Origin of the sequence: Cellulosimicrobium sp. JZ28 (assembly GCF_015327065.1) — a bacterium.
Lineage (GTDB): Bacteria > Actinomycetota > Actinomycetes > Actinomycetales > Cellulomonadaceae > Cellulosimicrobium > Cellulosimicrobium funkei.
In genome coordinates this window covers 3609380-3624647 of the sequence record NZ_CP017660.1, presented here as the reverse complement: position 1 = coordinate 3624647, position 15268 = coordinate 3609380, and the positions used below count along the sequence as shown (strand labels likewise).

The 15268-nt window shown below is 77.9% G+C and carries 12 protein-coding genes; 8 read left to right on the top strand and 4 right to left on the bottom strand.

The window, feature by feature from the left end; all coding sequences use genetic code 11:
* Nucleotides 1-17 precede the first annotated feature (17 nt).
* The 6 genes from BJP59_RS16205 to BJP59_RS16180 all read left to right on the top strand — a co-directional run bounded on the left by BJP59_RS16205 (nucleotide 18) and on the right by BJP59_RS16180 (nucleotide 8205).
* Nucleotides 18-1757 (top strand): ABC-F family ATP-binding cassette domain-containing protein, encoded by a 1740-nt coding sequence (locus tag BJP59_RS16205; protein ID WP_194521438.1) that lies wholly within the window; start codon nucleotides 18-20, stop codon nucleotides 1755-1757.
* Nucleotides 1758-1885: 128 nt separating this feature from the next.
* Entirely contained in the window at nucleotides 1886-2419 is a 534-nt protein-coding gene (locus BJP59_RS19930) for a DUF2087 domain-containing protein (protein ID WP_228485127.1), read from the top strand.
* A 60-nt stretch (nucleotides 2420-2479) separates the two neighbouring features.
* The gene (locus BJP59_RS16195; protein ID WP_194521437.1) at nucleotides 2480-3013 is read left to right on the top strand and encodes an aminoacyl-tRNA deacylase; all 534 of its coding nucleotides are present in this window, start codon (nucleotides 2480-2482) and stop codon (nucleotides 3011-3013) included.
* A 337-nt stretch (nucleotides 3014-3350) separates the two neighbouring features.
* Entirely contained in the window at nucleotides 3351-3725 is a 375-nt protein-coding gene (locus tag BJP59_RS16190) for an STAS domain-containing protein (protein ID WP_021483854.1), read from the top strand.
* Between the two features lie 65 nt (nucleotides 3726-3790).
* On the top strand, nucleotides 3791-5077 hold the full coding sequence (locus tag BJP59_RS16185; protein WP_194521436.1) for an exonuclease SbcCD subunit D: 1287 nt from the start codon (nucleotides 3791-3793) through the stop codon (nucleotides 5075-5077).
* Nucleotides 5077-8205 (top strand): AAA family ATPase, encoded by a 3129-nt coding sequence (locus BJP59_RS16180; RefSeq protein WP_194521435.1) that lies wholly within the window; start codon nucleotides 5077-5079, stop codon nucleotides 8203-8205. Before BJP59_RS16185 ends, BJP59_RS16180 begins: the two co-directional genes overlap by 1 nt.
* A gap of 18 nt (nucleotides 8206-8223) precedes the next feature.
* On the opposite strand, the gene BJP59_RS16175 is transcribed toward BJP59_RS16180, so the two are convergent.
* Nucleotides 8224-8997 (bottom strand): helix-turn-helix domain-containing protein, encoded by a 774-nt coding sequence (locus BJP59_RS16175; RefSeq protein ID WP_194521434.1) that lies wholly within the window; start codon nucleotides 8995-8997, stop codon nucleotides 8224-8226.
* 59 nt (nucleotides 8998-9056) lie between these two features.
* Here BJP59_RS16175 and BJP59_RS16170 point away from each other — a divergent pair, with 59 nt between their 5' ends.
* A complete protein-coding gene (locus tag BJP59_RS16170; protein ID WP_228485126.1) occupies nucleotides 9057-9509 on the top strand; it encodes a VOC family protein in 453 nt (150 codons plus the stop codon).
* A 279-nt stretch (nucleotides 9510-9788) separates the two neighbouring features.
* Nucleotides 9789-9953: a hypothetical protein gene (locus BJP59_RS16165; protein ID WP_157446563.1), complete on the top strand. Its 165-nt coding sequence runs from the start codon at nucleotides 9789-9791 to the stop codon at nucleotides 9951-9953.
* 204 nt (nucleotides 9954-10157) lie between these two features.
* On the opposite strand, the gene BJP59_RS16160 is transcribed toward BJP59_RS16165, so the two are convergent.
* From BJP59_RS16160 to BJP59_RS16150, 3 genes are all read right to left on the bottom strand, one after another.
* Complete coding sequence (locus tag BJP59_RS16160; protein WP_194521433.1) at nucleotides 10158-10973, bottom strand: uracil-DNA glycosylase; 816 nt, start codon at nucleotides 10971-10973, stop codon at nucleotides 10158-10160.
* 127 nt (nucleotides 10974-11100) lie between these two features.
* Nucleotides 11101-12579: a multidrug effflux MFS transporter gene (locus BJP59_RS16155; protein WP_194521432.1), complete on the bottom strand. Its 1479-nt coding sequence runs from the start codon at nucleotides 12577-12579 to the stop codon at nucleotides 11101-11103.
* A 76-nt stretch (nucleotides 12580-12655) separates the two neighbouring features.
* Nucleotides 12656-15199: a tetratricopeptide repeat protein gene (locus tag BJP59_RS16150; protein WP_194521431.1), complete on the bottom strand. Its 2544-nt coding sequence runs from the start codon at nucleotides 15197-15199 to the stop codon at nucleotides 12656-12658.
* Between the last annotated feature and the right edge of the window lie 69 nt (nucleotides 15200-15268).

The following is a 15268-nucleotide window of genomic DNA, read 5'->3' as shown; positions in this document are numbered from 1 at the left end:
CTGGTAGGTGATCACCCATGGCACGTCCCACCCCTGTCCTGCGCGCGTCCGACGTCCGCGTGTCCTTCGCGGGCCGCACGGTCCTGCGCGGCGTCGACCTCGCCGTCGACCCCGGCCACCGCACGGGCCTCGTCGGCGAGAACGGCGTCGGCAAGTCCACGCTCCTGCGGGTGCTCGCGGGCACGCTCGCGCCCGACGACGGCACGGTGAGCCGGCCCTCGGACCTCGGGTTCCTGCACCAGGAGTTCCCGTACCCGCCGGCGACATCGGTCCGCGCGGTCGTCGACGACGCGCTCGCGCGCGTCCGCGGGATCGAGCGCGAGCTCGAGGAGGCGGCGCTCGCCCTCGCCGGCGACCCGGGCGGCGAACCCGTCCCCGGTGCCGAGGAGGCGTACGCGCGCGCTCTCGCGCGCGCCGAGCTCGCCGACGTCTGGGACGCCGACGCGCGGGCCGCGCGCACGCTCGCGGGTCTCGGCCTCGACGTCGACGGGGTCGCGGGCCGCGAGGTCGGGTCGCTGTCCGGTGGCCAGCGCACGCGGCTCGGCCTCGCCGCGCTGCTCGTGCGCCAGCCCGGCGCGATGCTGCTCGACGAGCCGACGAACCACCTCGACGACGCCGCGGCGGAGTTCCTCGCCGCGGCGCTGCGCGCGCTCCCGGGCGCCGTGGTGCTCGCGAGCCACGACCGCGTGTTCCTCGACGAGGTGTGCACCGAGATCCTCGACCTCGACCCGGTCGCGGAGCCGCTCCGCGGTGCGGGCGGCAGGGACGCGGCACGCGGCGGGGGAGCGGGGACCCTCTACGGCGGCACGTACGGCGACTACCTCGAGGCCAAGCGCGTCGAGCGCGAGCGCTGGGAGCAGCGCTTCGAGGCGGAGCAGGCCGAGCTTGTGGAGCTGCGGCGCGGCGTCGCGGTGACGGCCCGGGACGTCGCGAAGAACCGTGAGCGGGGCAACCAGGCGAAGATCCTCTACGACTTCAAGGGCGAGCGCGTGCAGGGCCAGGTCGCGCGGCGCGTGCGCAACGCGCAGCAGCGGCTCGACGCGCTCGAGCGCGACCAGGTGCGCAAGCCGCCCCCGCCCCTGCGCTTCGCACCGCCGAGCGGGGGGACCCGTCTCGCTCCGGGCGGTGGCGACGTGGTCGCGTGGGCGCGGGGCGTCGTCGTGCACCGGCCCGGGCGCGGAGGGCGCGGGGAGGCTCCGGGCGAGCGGCCGGACCGGCTCGACATGGCGGCGTCGGGCGTCCCGTCGATCGAGGTCGCCCGGGGGAGCCGGCTGCTCGTCACCGGGGCCAACGGCGCCGGGAAGTCCACGCTGCTGCACGTGCTCGCGGGCGACCTCGTGCCCGACGCCGGCACCGTGGGCCGGGCGCGCGGGGTCCGGGTGGGGCTGCTCGAGCAGGACGTGCACCTGCACGACGACGACCGCACCCCGCGCGAGCTGCTCGCCCTCGCGCAGGGCGTGGACCCGGCGGACGCGCGCGACGCGTCCGTGGACGCGCACGGCCTCCTCGCGCCGCGCGACCTGGGGCGACGGCTCGCGGAGCTCTCCGTGGGGCAGCGCCGGCGCGTGGTGCTCGCGATGCTCGTCACGCAGGCGCCCGACGTGCTGCTCCTCGACGAGCCGACGAACCACGTGTCGCTCACGCTCGCGGGCGAGCTCATGGAGGCCGTGGAGGAGTGGCCGGGCGCCGTGGTCGTGGCGTCGCACGACCGGTGGCTGCGGCGCCGCTGGCAGGGCGACGCCGTGCACCTCGCCTGACGTCCCCGCCGCGCCCGTCCGCCCGGCCGCCGGGCGGAGCGCGGGTCGGGCGCGGGGAGGTGGAGCGCGGGGTGCAGGGTCCGGGAACGCGGTGGCCGTGCGCGGCGCGGCGTGCGTAGGGTCGGGCGGTGGACGACGACCGGACGGGCGCCCCGGTGCCCGACAACGCGTGGAAGCAGGTGGTCGCGTCGCTCGCCGACGCGGGACGGCTCGAGGTGCTCGCGCGCGTCGTGACCGAGGGGCCCGCGGAGGCGGTGCTGTCGGCCGACGAGCGCCGTCGGCTCGCGCCGCTCCTCGCCGCGGGCGTCGTGGTGCGCGAGGAGACGGGCTTCCTGCGGGCGGCGCCCGAGCGGTTCGCGGCCCTGCTCGTGACCGCCCCCACGCCGCGCCCCACGGGCCCCGACCGCTTCCTCACGGACGGACGCCTGCTGCGCATGCCGAAGCGGTGGCGCGACCGCGAGCTCGTCGTGCGGTACCTCGCGGCGCAGGTGCTCCCGCTGGAGGAGCCCGTCACCGAGCTCACGCTGACCAGGCGGCTCGCGGCGCGCGCCGCGGACCCGGTGTCGTTGCGGCGCGCGATGGTCGACGCGGGCCTCGTGCACCGCACGCGCGACGGCGCCGAGTACTGGCGCACCGTCGTGACGGAGTTCGACGACGTCTGACGGGCGGCGGCCCCGCTACGGCAGCCCGTGCGTCGGGGGCGAGGGCTAGGGTCGGTTCTCATGAGCAGCGAGCGCGCCGTGGCGGCGCTGGAGGCGTCGGGCATCGACTTCACCCTCACCCGGCACGGCCGGGTGGGGTCGCTGGAGGAGGCCGCCGCCGCGCGCGGCGTGCACCCGGCGCGCGTCCTCAAGACGATCGTCGTGCGGCGTGCGGAGGACGACTACCTGTTCGTGCTCGTCCCGGGCGACCGGCAGATCTCGTGGCCCAAGCTGCGCGCGCTGCTCGGGGTGTCGCGCCTGTCCATGCCGGACAAGGAGGTCGCGCGCGACGTCACGGGGTACGAGCGCGGCACGATCACGCCGTTCGGCGCCACGCACGCGTGGCCCGTCGTGGCGGACGTGCGCGTGGTCGCCGTGCGCGGCGCGGACGAGGTGGACGTCGCGGGCGAGGCGGCCACCCCGGAGACCCCGGGTGACGGCGACCACCTCGTCTCGATCGGCGCGGGCGAGCACGGCGTGGCCGCGACGGTCGACGGGCAGGCCCTCGTGGCGGCCCTCGGGGCCCAGGTCGCCGACGTCACCGAGCCCCTGTAGCGGGTCCGGGAGCGAGCCCTGCGACGCCGCCCGGGCTGCACCTCAGCGTGGCGCTCCCGGGGCTCCGGGAGGCGCGCGCAGGCACCGGCGCGGTCCGGGTTGTGAGGGTTCGGAGGAAGGTCGCGGTCGACCGTCGCGCGGGCTGGTGTGCGCCCCGCGCCGGGTGCAGACTCTGGGGTGCTCCGGTCACGGTCGCCTGGTCCGACCCGCCGCCCGACGGTCACGGCCGGCAACCGGACGGAGCCGTGAGGCAGGCGCAGGGAACAGGCCACCACCGCCGGACGTTGTCCGGAGGGGCGGCCGACAGCAGCAGGACGACTCGAGAGAAGCGGGAACCGTGGACACAGGCAGCGCGATCGACCGGACGAGCGGGATCGTCTACGCCCCGGCGGACGGCGGCGTGGTCGTGACGATGTGGGGCGAGGTCGACGCGGCGCTGCGCGACCGCGCGAGCGAGGCGATGTCCTACGTGCTCGACACCCGCGGGCGCGTCGTGGTGGACGTCGCCGACGTCACCTTCATCGACTCCTCGGGCATCGCGTTCATCATCCAGCTCTACATGCTCGGCGAGGAGGACGGCCGCGAGGTCGTGCTCCGCGACCCGTCGCCGAGCATCGTCGAGCTGCTCGACATGATCGGCATGGGCGGGCGCATCCCCGTCGAGCGCAGTGGCGCCTCGACCGGTCCGATCGAGGTCGTCGGCGCCGTCTGACACCCGCGCGCCCGCCGCCGCCCCGGGTCCCCGGGGCTGTGGGAACCGGCCGGTACGGTGCGGGCATGCGCATCCTGCACACCTCCGACTGGCACCTCGGGCGCACCTTGCACGGGGTCGACCTGCTGGAGCACCAGGCCGCGCACCTCGACCACCTCGTCGAGCTGACCCGCTCCGAGGCGGTCGACGCGGTCGTCGTCGCGGGCGACGTCTACGACCGCGCGATCCCGCCGGTCGACGCCGTCTCCCTCCTCTCGGACGCGGTGACGCGGCTCGCCGAGCACGCGCACGTCGTCGTCACGCCGGGCAACCACGACTCCGCCGTCCGGCTCGGGTTCGGCGACCGCCTCCTGCGACCGGGCGTCCACGTGCGGGCGCGCCTGGCCGACGTCGGTGCGCCCGTCGTCCTGGGCCCGCGTCCCGGTGCGGCGAGCGGCGACGGCTCCCCGCTGCTCGTCTACGCGCTCCCGTACCTCGACCCGGACACGGCCCGGCACGTCCTCGCGGACGCGCCGGACGCCGGCGCTCCGGGCGCCGAAGGCGTGGGCGGCGACCCGGTGAGGCCGCGGCCGCTCGCGCGGTCCCACGAGGCCGTCATGGGGGCGGCCCTGCGCCGGGCGGGCGCCGACCTCGCGCGGCGCCGCGCCGCGGACCCGGGGGTGCGGGCGGTCGTCGTCGGGCACGCGTTCGTCGTGGGTGGTCTCGCGTCGGACTCCGAGCGCGACATCCGCGTCGGCGGCGTCGACGCTGTCCCGGCCGCCGCGTTCGCGGGCCGCGGGGTGGACTACGTGGCGCTCGGCCACCTGCACGGGCCGCAGCGCGTCACCGTCCCGGAGGTCGGCGGCGGAGAGGTCGGGGGCGGTGTGGCGACCGTCGCACGCTACTCGGGCTCGCCCCTCGCGTTCTCCTTCTCGGAGCTGCACCAGCGCAAGTCCACCGCGCTCGTCGACGTCGACCGGCTCCGCACGGACGCCGACGCGGCGGTCGAGCTCGTCGCCGCTCCCGTGCCGCGCCGCCTCGCGGAGGTGACCGGCTCGCTCGACGAGCTGCTCGGCGAGACGGGCGACCCGCACGTCGACGACTGGCTGCGCGTCGTCGTGACGGACCCGGTCCGGCCCGCCGAGCTGTACGCCCGCGTCCGGTCCCGGTTCCCGCACGCGCTCCAGGTGACGCACCGCCCGCCGCGTGTCGCCGAGCGGGAGGTCGTGACCGCCGTCGGGCCGGGGCGCGACCCGCTGGACGTCGCGCGCGACTTCGTCGAGCACGTCTCCGGCCACGCCCCCAGCGAGGCCGAGGTCGTCGTGCTGCGCGAGGCGTTCGAGCTCGCGCTCGCCGAGGAGCGCAGCGCCTGATGCACCTGCACTCCCTCACCCTCCAGGCGATCGGGCCGTTCGCGGGCCGTCACCACATCGACCTCGCGGCGCTCGGCGCGTCCGGGATCTACCTCCTCGAGGGGCCGACGGGCGCCGGCAAGTCCACGATCATCGACGCGATCGTGTTCGCGCTCTACGGCAAGGTCGCCTCCGACGCCGCGAGCGACGACCGTCTCCGTTCGGCGTTCGCGGGACCGGACGTCGAGTCGTACGTCGACCTCGTGCTGGAGGTCCCGGCGGGTGTCTTCCGCGTCCGACGCACGCCCGAGTACCGCCGCCCCAAGAAGCGCGGCACCGGCACCACGACGCAGCAGGCCTCGGTGCGGCTCTGGCGGCTCGCCGAGGTGCCGCCCACCGACGCGCCGGACGCGGTGGAGGACGCCGCGGGCGAGCTGCTGTCCGCACGGCTCGACGAGGCGGGCGACGAGATCCGCCGGCTCGTGGGCCTCGACCGGCGCCAGCTCGTGCAGACGGTCGTGCTGCCGCAGGGCGAGTTCGCGACGTTCCTGCGCGCGAAGCCCGAGGACCGGGCCGTGCTGCTCCAGAAGGTCTTCGGCACGGAGCTCTACCACCGCGCCGCCGCGCGCCTGGCGGAGCTCGCGCGCGCGGCGCGCTCGCGCACGGATGCCGCGCGGCAGGGCGTCGTGGGCGCGGCGGAGCGGTTCGCGGGGGCTGCCGGGCTCGGGCCCGACGACGCGCGGCGGCTGCGCGAGGCGGCGGACGACGACGACCGGCTGCGGCGGGCGGACGACGACGCCCCGGCCGCTGCGGAGGCGGCGCCGGGCGTCCACGCGCTCGCCGTCGCGCACGTCGCGCGCCTCGACACCGAGGCCACGGCGCTGGCCGAGCGCGCGGCGGGGGCCGACGCGACGCTCGCCGCCGCGCGTGAGCGGTTCGAGCACGAGCGCGCTCGGCACGACGCGCTGGAGCGGCGAGCTCGGCTGCGGGCCGAGGCGGCACGCCTCGACGAGGAGGAGGCGGCGGTGGCCGAGTGCCGCCGTCGGGCGGACGCGGCGGCACGTGCCGCGGTCGTCGCCCCGGCCGCCCAGGGCCTCGCGCGCGCCGAGCAGACCCTGCGCGCCGCGCACGACCGGCTCGCGCTCGCGCGCACCGGGGCGCCCGCCGCCCTCACCGACGCCGACCCGACGACGCTCGAGGCCCTGCGCGCCGACGTCGCGACGGCGGCCGTCCGCGTGGCGCGGCTCGTCCCGGTGGGGGCGTCGCTGCCCGGGCGCGACCGCGAGCTCGCCGACGGGCGCAAGGAGGTCGCGCAGGCGGCGGAGGAGCGCGGTCGCGTGCTGGCCGAGCTCGACGCACGCCCGGTGCGCCGCGACGCCCTGCGCACGCGGGTCGCGTCCCTCGCGGAGACCGCGGGCACGCTCGGGGTGCTCCGCGAGCGCGCGGATCGCGCCCGGGCGGTCGAGGAGGCAGCGCGCCAGACGGCGGCGCTCGCGACCGGGGCGGCCGAGGCGCACGCCGAGCGGGCGCGGGCCGCGGCCCGGGCGCACGAGGCGGTGGAGCACGAGGCCCGGTTGCGGGCCGCGCGCATCGCGGGTCTGGCCGGGGAGCTGGCCGCGGGCCTCGCCGTCGGCGAGCCGTGCCCGGTGTGCGGCGGGGCCGAGCACCCGCACCCGGCGCCGCTCGCCGAGGACCACCCGACGGTCGAGGACGTCGAGCGCGCCGAGCGGCAGCGCGCGGACGCCGAGCGCCTGCTGCACGACGTCTCGGCCCGGGCGCAGGTGCTCTCCGAGCGGTGCGAGGCCCGTCGTCGGGACGCCGACGGGCTGACCCCGCAGGAGGCCGGGCAGCGGGTCGCGGACGCGGAGGAGCTGGTGGCCGCCGCGCGCGTCGCGGAGCGCGAGCGCGCCGAGGCCGAGCGCGAGCTCGAGGAGCTGGACGCGGAGACGCGTGCGCTGGAGACCCGGGCGGCCGGGCTCGCCGAAGCGGTCGCGGGCACGACCGCGCGGCTCGAGGAGACCGAGGCGGCCCTCGCGCGCGACCGCGCCGAGATCCGCGCCGAGCTCGACGCGGCGGGCCCGCTCGTGGAGCTCGTGGACCTGCCCGACCCGCTCGCCGACGAGGGCGGCGCGCGCAACCCCGTCGCCGTCCTCGCGGCCGCGCTGGAGGGCCGGGTGCGCACGATCGACGCGCTCGCGGACGCGGGCAGCGCCGTCGCCGCGGCGCAGCGGGCGTGCGAGGAGCGTGCGGCCGACGTCGCCGCGCTCGTCGCACGGTCCGGGTTCGCGGACGCGGCCGAGGCGCTCGCCGCGGTGCTCGACGACGCCGAGCGGCACGCGCTCTCTCAGCGCGTCGCGGAGCACGACGCCGCGCGGACCGCGACGGCGACCGGCCTCGCGGACCCGGCGCTCGCCGACCTGCCCGAGGACGCGCGGGCCGACGTCCCGGCCGCGCGCGCCGCCGTCGCCGAGGCAGAGGCCGTGGCCGGAGCCGCGGCGCGGCAGCACGAGCTCGTCGCGCGGCGGGCCGAGGAGGCCCGGACGGCGGCCGAGGGCGTCGGGGCGGCGGTCGACGGCTGGACCGCGGCGCGGGACGCGGCGGGACCGGTCGTGCGCATGGCGGCGCTCGCGTCGGGCACGGGCGACAACGCGCACGCGCTCTCGCTCGCGACGTTCGTGCTCGTACAGCGGTTCGAGGACGTGGTCGCGGCGGCGAACGAGCGCCTCGCCGAGATGTCGTCGGGGCGGTACGAGCTCGTGCGCAGCGCGACGCGCGAGGACGTGCGGGCGCACAAGCGCGGCCTCGCGATGAAGGTGCTCGACCACGTGACGGAGCGCGAGCGCGACCCGCGCACGCTGTCCGGCGGGGAGACGTTCTACGTGTCGCTGTGCCTCGCCCTCGGGCTGGCGGACGTCGTCACGGCCGAGGCGGGCGGCATCGAGCTCGGGACGCTGTTCGTCGACGAGGGCTTCGGCAGCCTCGACCCCGAGACGCTGGAGGCCGTCCTTGCGGCGCTCGGCCGGCTGCGCGCGGGCGGGCGCGTCGTGGGCGTCGTCTCCCACGTCGAGGCGCTCAAGCAGTCCGTCGCGGAGCGCGTCGAGGTCCGCCGCCTCTCCGGCGGCGGCAGCACGCTCACCGTGCGGGCCTGACCAGGGCTGCGCCGTTCGTCAGGACCGAGGGCGCGGCGCTGGCGTCGGCGCGCACACGCGGTCGACGAGCTCGGTCACGGCAGCCCGCACCGGTCCCGGCGGCGCGCCCGCGTCGAGCGCGAGGGCGGCGCGGTCGAACGCTGCGGACAGCAGGAGCGTCAGCGCGTCGAGACGTTCCTCGTCCGCGAGGTCTCGTGCGACGTCGTCGCCCGCGCCGGAGCCATGGCTCGCGCTGCCCCCGCCGGGCTGGGCGCCGAGCGCCGCGCCGAGCCCTTCCCGCAGGGTGCGGCGCGCGTGGCGGGCGTCGAGCGCGTCGGCCTCTGCGGGGCCGAGCACGGCGGGTGCATCGACGAGGAGCAGCCGCGTGCGGCCGGGTTCACCCATCGCGTCGAGGTAGGCGCGCGCACCCTCCACGAGCATCGCGCGGGCGTCCGGGGCGTCCGGGGCGTCCGGGGCGTCCGGGGCGTCCGGGGCGTCCGGGGCGTCCGGGCCGTATGGGGTGTCTGGCGTGTCCGGTCGTTCCGCGGCTGCCGTGCCGGGCTCGGCGGCGGTGCGCTCCTCGATCTCCCGGGCGACCGCCTCCGCCTCGGCCTCGGTGACGGCGCGAAAGAGGTCCTGCTTGTCGGCGTAGTGGTGGTACAGCGCGCCGCGCGTGACGCGCGCGGCGGCGGCTATCTGGGGTGTCGACGTCGCGGCGTACCCGGCGCGGACGAAGAGGTCGCGCGCGGCTGCGACGAGGGCCGCGCGGGTCGCGTGGGTGCGTTCGGCGTTGGTCCGGCGGCGCTCTTGCATACCGACAGACTGTAGGCCACCCTCGATACATACAGCCTGTTTGTTTCTGCCGCCGCCCGGTGGCCGACGACGAGGAGAAGACCGTGCGCATCACGAGCTGGTACCCGGTGCTCATGACCGGCGACGTCGCAGGGACCGTCGCGTTCTACCGCGACCACCTGGACTTCCGGCCGCTCTTCACGAGCGGCTGGTACGTCCACCTCCAGTCCACGCACGACGCGTCGGTGAACCTCGCCGTGCTCGACGGCGACCACGAGACGATCCCGGAGAGCGGCCGGGGTCGCGCGGGCGGGCTACTGCTCAACCTCGAGGTCGAGGACGTCGATGGCGTGCACGCGCGCCTCGTCGCCGCGGGACTGCCGATCCTGCGCTCGCTGCGCGACGAGGCGTTCGGGCAGCGGCACTTCATCACGGCCGACCCGAACGGGGTGCTCGTGGACGTCATCACGCCCATCCCGCCGACGGGGGAGTTCGTCGAGCAGTACGAGGAGTCCGCCCTCCCGACGGCGTAGCCGGCGCGTGGGTTCCCGAGGGTTGCTCCGGGCTCCGGGCTCCGGGCTCAGGACCCCAGGCCCGGGGTGCAGGGCTGCTGCTCACGGCTCGGCCGGACGAGGCGTGGCCGGGCGCACCACCACGGAGGCCGTGACATGACCCCAGGAGTCGGGATGTCACGAACCGGCCGCGTGTCCGTCCCTCCTCGAGGACCAGAGCGACGGCCCGGTCGTCGCGTCCTCTCCCGGGAACGGCCGCGTCCGGCGGCGTCGTCCGGGAGCCGTCGAAGGAGAGCAGCAATGTCAGCAGCATCGTCCCCGCTCGAGCGCGAGCTGCGGCGCATGGAGGTCATCGCGCGCCGGGAGCAGCTCCGTCTCGTCGGCCGCGTCGCCCCGCGCGTGGCGGAGCGCCGCCGCTGGGCCGACGCACCGCGCCGCCAGTCCCCGGCCACCGCCGCCCGCTAGCGGCGGCCGGGGCTCGCGGCCCGGAGCGTCCGGCGGCTCCTCATCGTGAGCCGTGAGCCGTGAGCCGTGAGCCGCAGGCCTTGGGCCCGGCGACCGCGCCCCGGTACGGTCCGGCGGCTCGCCACCGTTCACCGTGGGTCGGGCGACCGCAGCCCGGAAACGTCCGCCGGCTCACCACCGTGCGCGGTCGGGAGCGCGCGCACGTCAGACCGGTGCGCCGAGGCCTGCGAGCTCGCGCGCCCGCAGCAGCACGTCGTCGAGCATCTGCGGGGTGAGCCGGCCGGTGAACGTGTTCTGCTGGCTCACGTGGAAGCACCCCAGCACGGTGAGGGTCTGCTCCGGGGGCGGGGAGCCGCCGTCGGGCACGACGCCGGGGAGCGACGCCCCCGGGCCGGGGCGAGGGGTGGCCCGGCGCAGCGTCACCTCCGCACCGTGCGCGAACCGGGGCCGCGGACGCGGCACGGCCCAGCCCTGCTCGGCGAGCGTCGAGAGCAGCGCCTGCCACCCGAACCCGCCGAGGACGACGGCGACGCGCACCGTCGCGCCCAGCAGCTCGACCTCGCGCGCGAGGTACGGGCCGCAGCGGCGTCGTTCCTCCGGCGTCGGCTTGTTGTCCGGGGGTGCGCACCGCACCGGTGCTGTGACGCGGATCCCGGTGAGGCGGAGGCCGTCGTCGGCGGAGACCGACGTCGCCTGGTTGGCCAGGCCCGTGCGGTGCATGGCGGCGAAGAGGAAGTCGCCGCTGCGGTCGCCCGTGAACATGCGTCCGGTGCGGTTGGCCCCGTGCGCGGCGGGCGCGAGCCCGACGACGACGATCCCCGCGCGCTCGTCGCCAAACCCGGGGACGGGGCGGGCCCAGTAGTCGTCGTCGCGGAACGACGCCCGCTTGACGTCGGCGACGTGCTCGCGCCAGGCCACGAGCCGTGGGCACGCCCGGCACTCGACGAGGTGGGCGTCCAGCGCCGCGAGCGTCGGCGCCGTCCGGGCCGCGAGCGGGTAGTCGGGGTCGTCGGGCGTCACCCGCCCATCCTGCCCGCGCCCCCACCTGCTCGCGCCCCCGCCCGCCGAGCACGGGACCGGCGACCGACATCCGCGAGATCCGGTCGCCGACCCCGTGCTCAGCGGGCGGCAGGGCCGTGGTCGGCCGTCAGGCCTGGCGGTTCGTTGGCGCCGTCGCGCCGGCGAGCGCCGCAGTGTCGTGGGGAGCGTCGGCAGCCGAGACGGCGCCGTCGTGGGGCTCGACGGCGGCCGGGACCGTGGCCTCGGCGGGCGCGTCCGGGAGGTCCGTGGCCGGGGCGGGGACGCCGACGGCGGGGTCGGGCGTGCCGAGGGAGCCCGCGGCGTCGGCCGGGAGCGGTGCGCCGAACGTGTGCCGTAGGCCGAGCAGCACGGCGCCCGCGACCACGACGACGCCGAACATCACCGCGGCCATGGTCACCGGCGGTGACCCGCCGAGCAGGCCGGTCACCGGCGCGACGACCGCCCCGACGCCGAACTGGAACGCGCCGATGAGGGCCGCGGCGCTGCCGGCGCGGTGCGCGTTGCGCTCGAGCGCGATGGCCGGGACGGACGGCATGACGAAGCCTGCGGTGCCGAGCGTGAGCACGATGAGCGGGACGAGCCACGCGAGCCCGCCACCGGCGAGCGCGGCGACGAGGAGCCCGCCCGAGAGGACGAACCCGGCCGCGACCGCACCCCGGAGGATGCGCTCGGGCGTGACGCGCCCGACGAGCGCGCCGTTGATCTGGCTGCCCGCCGTCACGGATACCGCGCCCACGCCGAAGACGATCGCGTACTGCTGCGCGGACATCCCGTAGAAGTCCTGGAACACGAACGTCGACGCGGAGATGTAGGTGAACATCGCGGCCATGTAGAAGCCGGCGATGAGCGCGAGGCCGATGAACGACCAGTCCCCGAGGAGCGAGCCGTACGAGCGCAGGGCCGCGACCGTCCCCCCGCTCCGGCGGCGTTCGACGGGCAGCGTCTCGCGCAGCCGCAGGAGCACGAGCACGAAGAGCACGGCCCCCACGACGGCGAGCGCGACGAACATGCCGCGCCACGACCCGAGGCGCAGGAACTGCGCGCCGATGGTCGGCGCGAGGATGGGCGCGACGCCCACGACGAGCATGAGCCGCGCGATGACCTTGCCGATCTGGTAGCCCTCGAACGAGTCGCGCACGATCGCCATGGACAGCACCATCCCGGCGGCCGCGGAGAGGCCCTGGACGAACCGCAGGCCCGTGAGCGCTGCGACCGAGCCGGCGAAGACGATCCCGACGGACGCCGCCACGTACACCGCGAGGGACACCAGCAGGGGAGCGCGGCGGCCGACCGCGTCCGAGACCGACCCGATGAGGAGCTGGCCGAGGGCGAGGCCCGCGAGGGTCGCGGTGAGGGTGAGCTGGACGCGGGACTCGGTCGTGCCGAGCTCGTCCACGATGCGCGGGAACGCGGAGAGGTAGAGGTCGATCGTCAGCGGCCCGACGGCGGTGAGCGCGGAGAGCAGCAGGACGAGACCGGCGCTGATGCGCCCGGTGCGGGCCGCGGGGCTCGGCGAGGGTGCGGTGCCCGGGCGGGCGGCGACGGGCGCGGTCGGCGCCGGGGTCGCGGGTGGGGTGGAGGCCATGACAGCGGCAACCACCGGTGGTGCGCCGCGTGTTCCCGCACGGCGTACGTGATCGGATGCTGAGACGTGCGGCGGGTCAGGCGCGGCCGACGTCGGCCCGGGCGGCGGCCAGCCCGCGCAGGGCCCGCGCGTGCTCCAGCCGGTCGTCGAGGTCGCCCGCGAGGGTGAGCGCGGCGTCGTGCAGGTGTGCGGCGCGCTCGGCGTCGCCGGCCGCGCGGACCGCCTCCCCGAGCGCGTTGAGCGCCTCGGCCTCGACGAGCCGGGCCCGGACCCGGCGGGCCAGCGCGAGCGCCTCCTCGCCCGCGGCGACCGCGGCCGTGACCTCGCCCGCGGCGAGCAGCGCGGTGCCGAGCGCGCTGCGGGCCTCGGCCTCGGCGTCGGGGTCGCCGAGGTCGACGGCCGCCGCGACGGCGGCCCGCAGCTCCGCGACGCCCGCGGCGGCCTCGCCCGTGCGGGCGAGGAGCCGCCCCACGTGCACCCGGCTGCGCGTCCCGAGGCCTGCGTCCCGGAGCGACGTCGCGCTCGCGAGCGCGTCCCGGTGGAGCGCGAGCGCGCGGTCGAGCCCGCCCTCCGCCTCCGAGAGGATCGCCGCGTTGCTCGACACGATGGCGACGTTGAGGGCGTCGCCGACCCGCCGCGACAGCGCCAGCGCGCGGTCGTAGCCGGCGCGCGCGTCGTCGTGCCGGCCGAGGATGCGGTGCACGTCCGCCTGGTTCCCGACGGCGCGGCCCTCGCTCACCGGGTCGCCCGCGGTCCGCGCCCCGGCGGCGGCGTCGCGGTACGCGGTCTCGGCATCGTCGAACCGCCCGAGGCGCTTGTACACGTTGCCGACGCGGTTGAGCGTCTGGCCGGGCCGGGGGTCGTCGCCGCGCTCGAGCGAGCGGACGAGCTGCGCGAGCGCCTCGTCGTACCGGCCGAGCCGTTCGAGCGCCCGGCCGAGGTCGCGCCCCGCCTGGGACCGGCCCGACGGCCGTCCGTGCTCGACGGCGGCCGTGTGCACCGCGACCGCGTCGTCCCCGTGCCCCGCCGAGTCCAGGTACGGGGCGAGGAGCGCGGAGAGGTCGGTCACGGCGTCGGGCAGCTCGTGCTCCGCGGCGAGCGCCGACGTCGCGACGAGCAGGTCGCGGTGCGCGTCGAGCCACGCGACCGCGGCGTCCGCCGTGCGACCGGGAGGCGCCTCGCCCGGTACTCCGCCCGCTCCGACGCCCGGCGCGGCTGCGTCGTGGTGGGGCGACGTCGCACGCACGGCGGGCCGGGCGTCGTCGAGCAGCCGCGCGGCGAGCCGCCCGACGACGGCGGCCCGCGCCGAGAACGGGTCGTCCGTGCGGGCGAGGTCGGCGGCGAGGGCGCGCACGGCGTCGGGCACGACGACCTCCCCGCGCGGCCCGGCCGCGACGAGGTGCGCGCGGCCCAGGGCGGCGAGCGCGTCGCGGCTCTCGCTCGTCGAGACGCCGAGGAGCACGGGGACCTCGATCGAGTCGAGCGGCACCGGGACGAGGGCGAGCAGGCGCAGGGCGCGGGCGTGGTCGGCGGGCAGACGGCGGTGCACGACGGCGAGCGCGGGGTGGAGGGCCGGTCCGGGAAGGTCCTCGACCCGGCGGACGTGGTCGGCGAGCGACCAGCCGGGGCGCGCGCGGACGTCGTCGGCGATCTGCGCCAGCGCCGCGGGGAGGCCTCCGGACGCGCGTACCAGCCGCGCGGCGGCCTCCGGCTCCGCGGCGGTGCGGCCCTGGCCGACGCGTGCCGCGAGCAGCGCACGGGCGTCGTCCTCGCCGAGCGGTGCGAGGGTCGTGGCGGTCTCGCCGGGGAGCCCGACGACCTGGTGCGCCGCGACGACCACGCGCGCGGTGCCGGGCAGGTGCGCAACGACGTCGGCGGCCTGGGCGCCGTCGGTCACGTCGTCGAGGACGATCGTCGCGCGCAGCCCGTCGAGCGCGGTCGCGAGCGCGGCGGCGAGGGCGGGGAGGTCGCGCGCCTGCGCGTCGGGCGGGGGTGCGCCGAGCGCCTGGAGCAGCGCGTCGAGCACGACGGCGGCCGGGCGCGGGCCGTCCGCCTCCCCGTGCAGGTCGACGAGCGCGACGACGTCCGCCGGGACCTCGCGGGCCGCGGCGAGCGCGACGCTCGTCGTTCCCGACCCGGGCAGGCCCGTGACCGTCACGACGCGCGGCTGTTCCTGCGAGGGTGCAGGAGGCGGGCCGGTGAGCGCCGCCGCGAGCCGCGCGACGTCGTCGGCCCGACCGACGAGCGGCCCGTCGGGCGTGAACGGTCCCAGCCGGACGGTCGGCGGGAGAGCGGGCTCCGGAACGGCCGCGGGGACGGTCGCCGTCCGGTACGCGGCGCGCCACGCCGCAGGCTGCCGGTCGCCGAGGACGTGCGCGACGTCCGCGAGCAGATCGACGTCGAGCCGCGAGCGGCCCGCCCGGAAGACGTCGTAGACGGTGACGCGGCCGGGGCGCGCCTCCGCGGCGGGGACGCCCCGGGCCGTGCGGAGCGCGCCGACGCGCCGCGCGATCTCGGTGTACGAGGGGTCTCCTGCCCACGCCCGCAGCGCCCGCAGCCGAGCGGCGAGCTCGTCCACCGACCCTGCGCCCACGGGGGACGGCGGCGGGTCGGGGGGCACGGCGTCAGGCTAGCGACGGCCGCCCGCCGCTGCGCGGCGTGCTCGCCCGGTGACGTGGCGGCGGGGTGC

Bases quoted from the DNA above. Each gene is read 5' to 3' on its own strand.
- BJP59_RS16205 (WP_194521438.1), top strand. From the start codon at position 18: ATGGCACGTCCCACCCCTGTCCTGCGCGCGTCCGACGTCCGCGTGTCC.
- BJP59_RS16195 (WP_194521437.1), top strand. From the start codon at position 2,480: ATGAGCAGCGAGCGCGCCGTGGCGGCGCTGGAGGCGTCGGGCATCGAC.
- BJP59_RS16185 (WP_194521436.1), top strand. From the start codon at position 3,791: ATGCGCATCCTGCACACCTCCGACTGGCACCTCGGGCGCACCTTGCAC.
- BJP59_RS16180 (WP_194521435.1), top strand. From the start codon at position 5,077: ATGCACCTGCACTCCCTCACCCTCCAGGCGATCGGGCCGTTCGCGGGC.
- BJP59_RS16175 (WP_194521434.1), bottom strand. From the start codon at position 8,997: ATGCAAGAGCGCCGCCGGACCAACGCCGAACGCACCCACGCGACCCGC.
- BJP59_RS16165 (WP_157446563.1), top strand. From the start codon at position 9,789: ATGTCAGCAGCATCGTCCCCGCTCGAGCGCGAGCTGCGGCGCATGGAG.
- BJP59_RS16155 (WP_194521432.1), bottom strand. From the start codon at position 12,579: ATGGCCTCCACCCCACCCGCGACCCCGGCGCCGACCGCGCCCGTCGCC.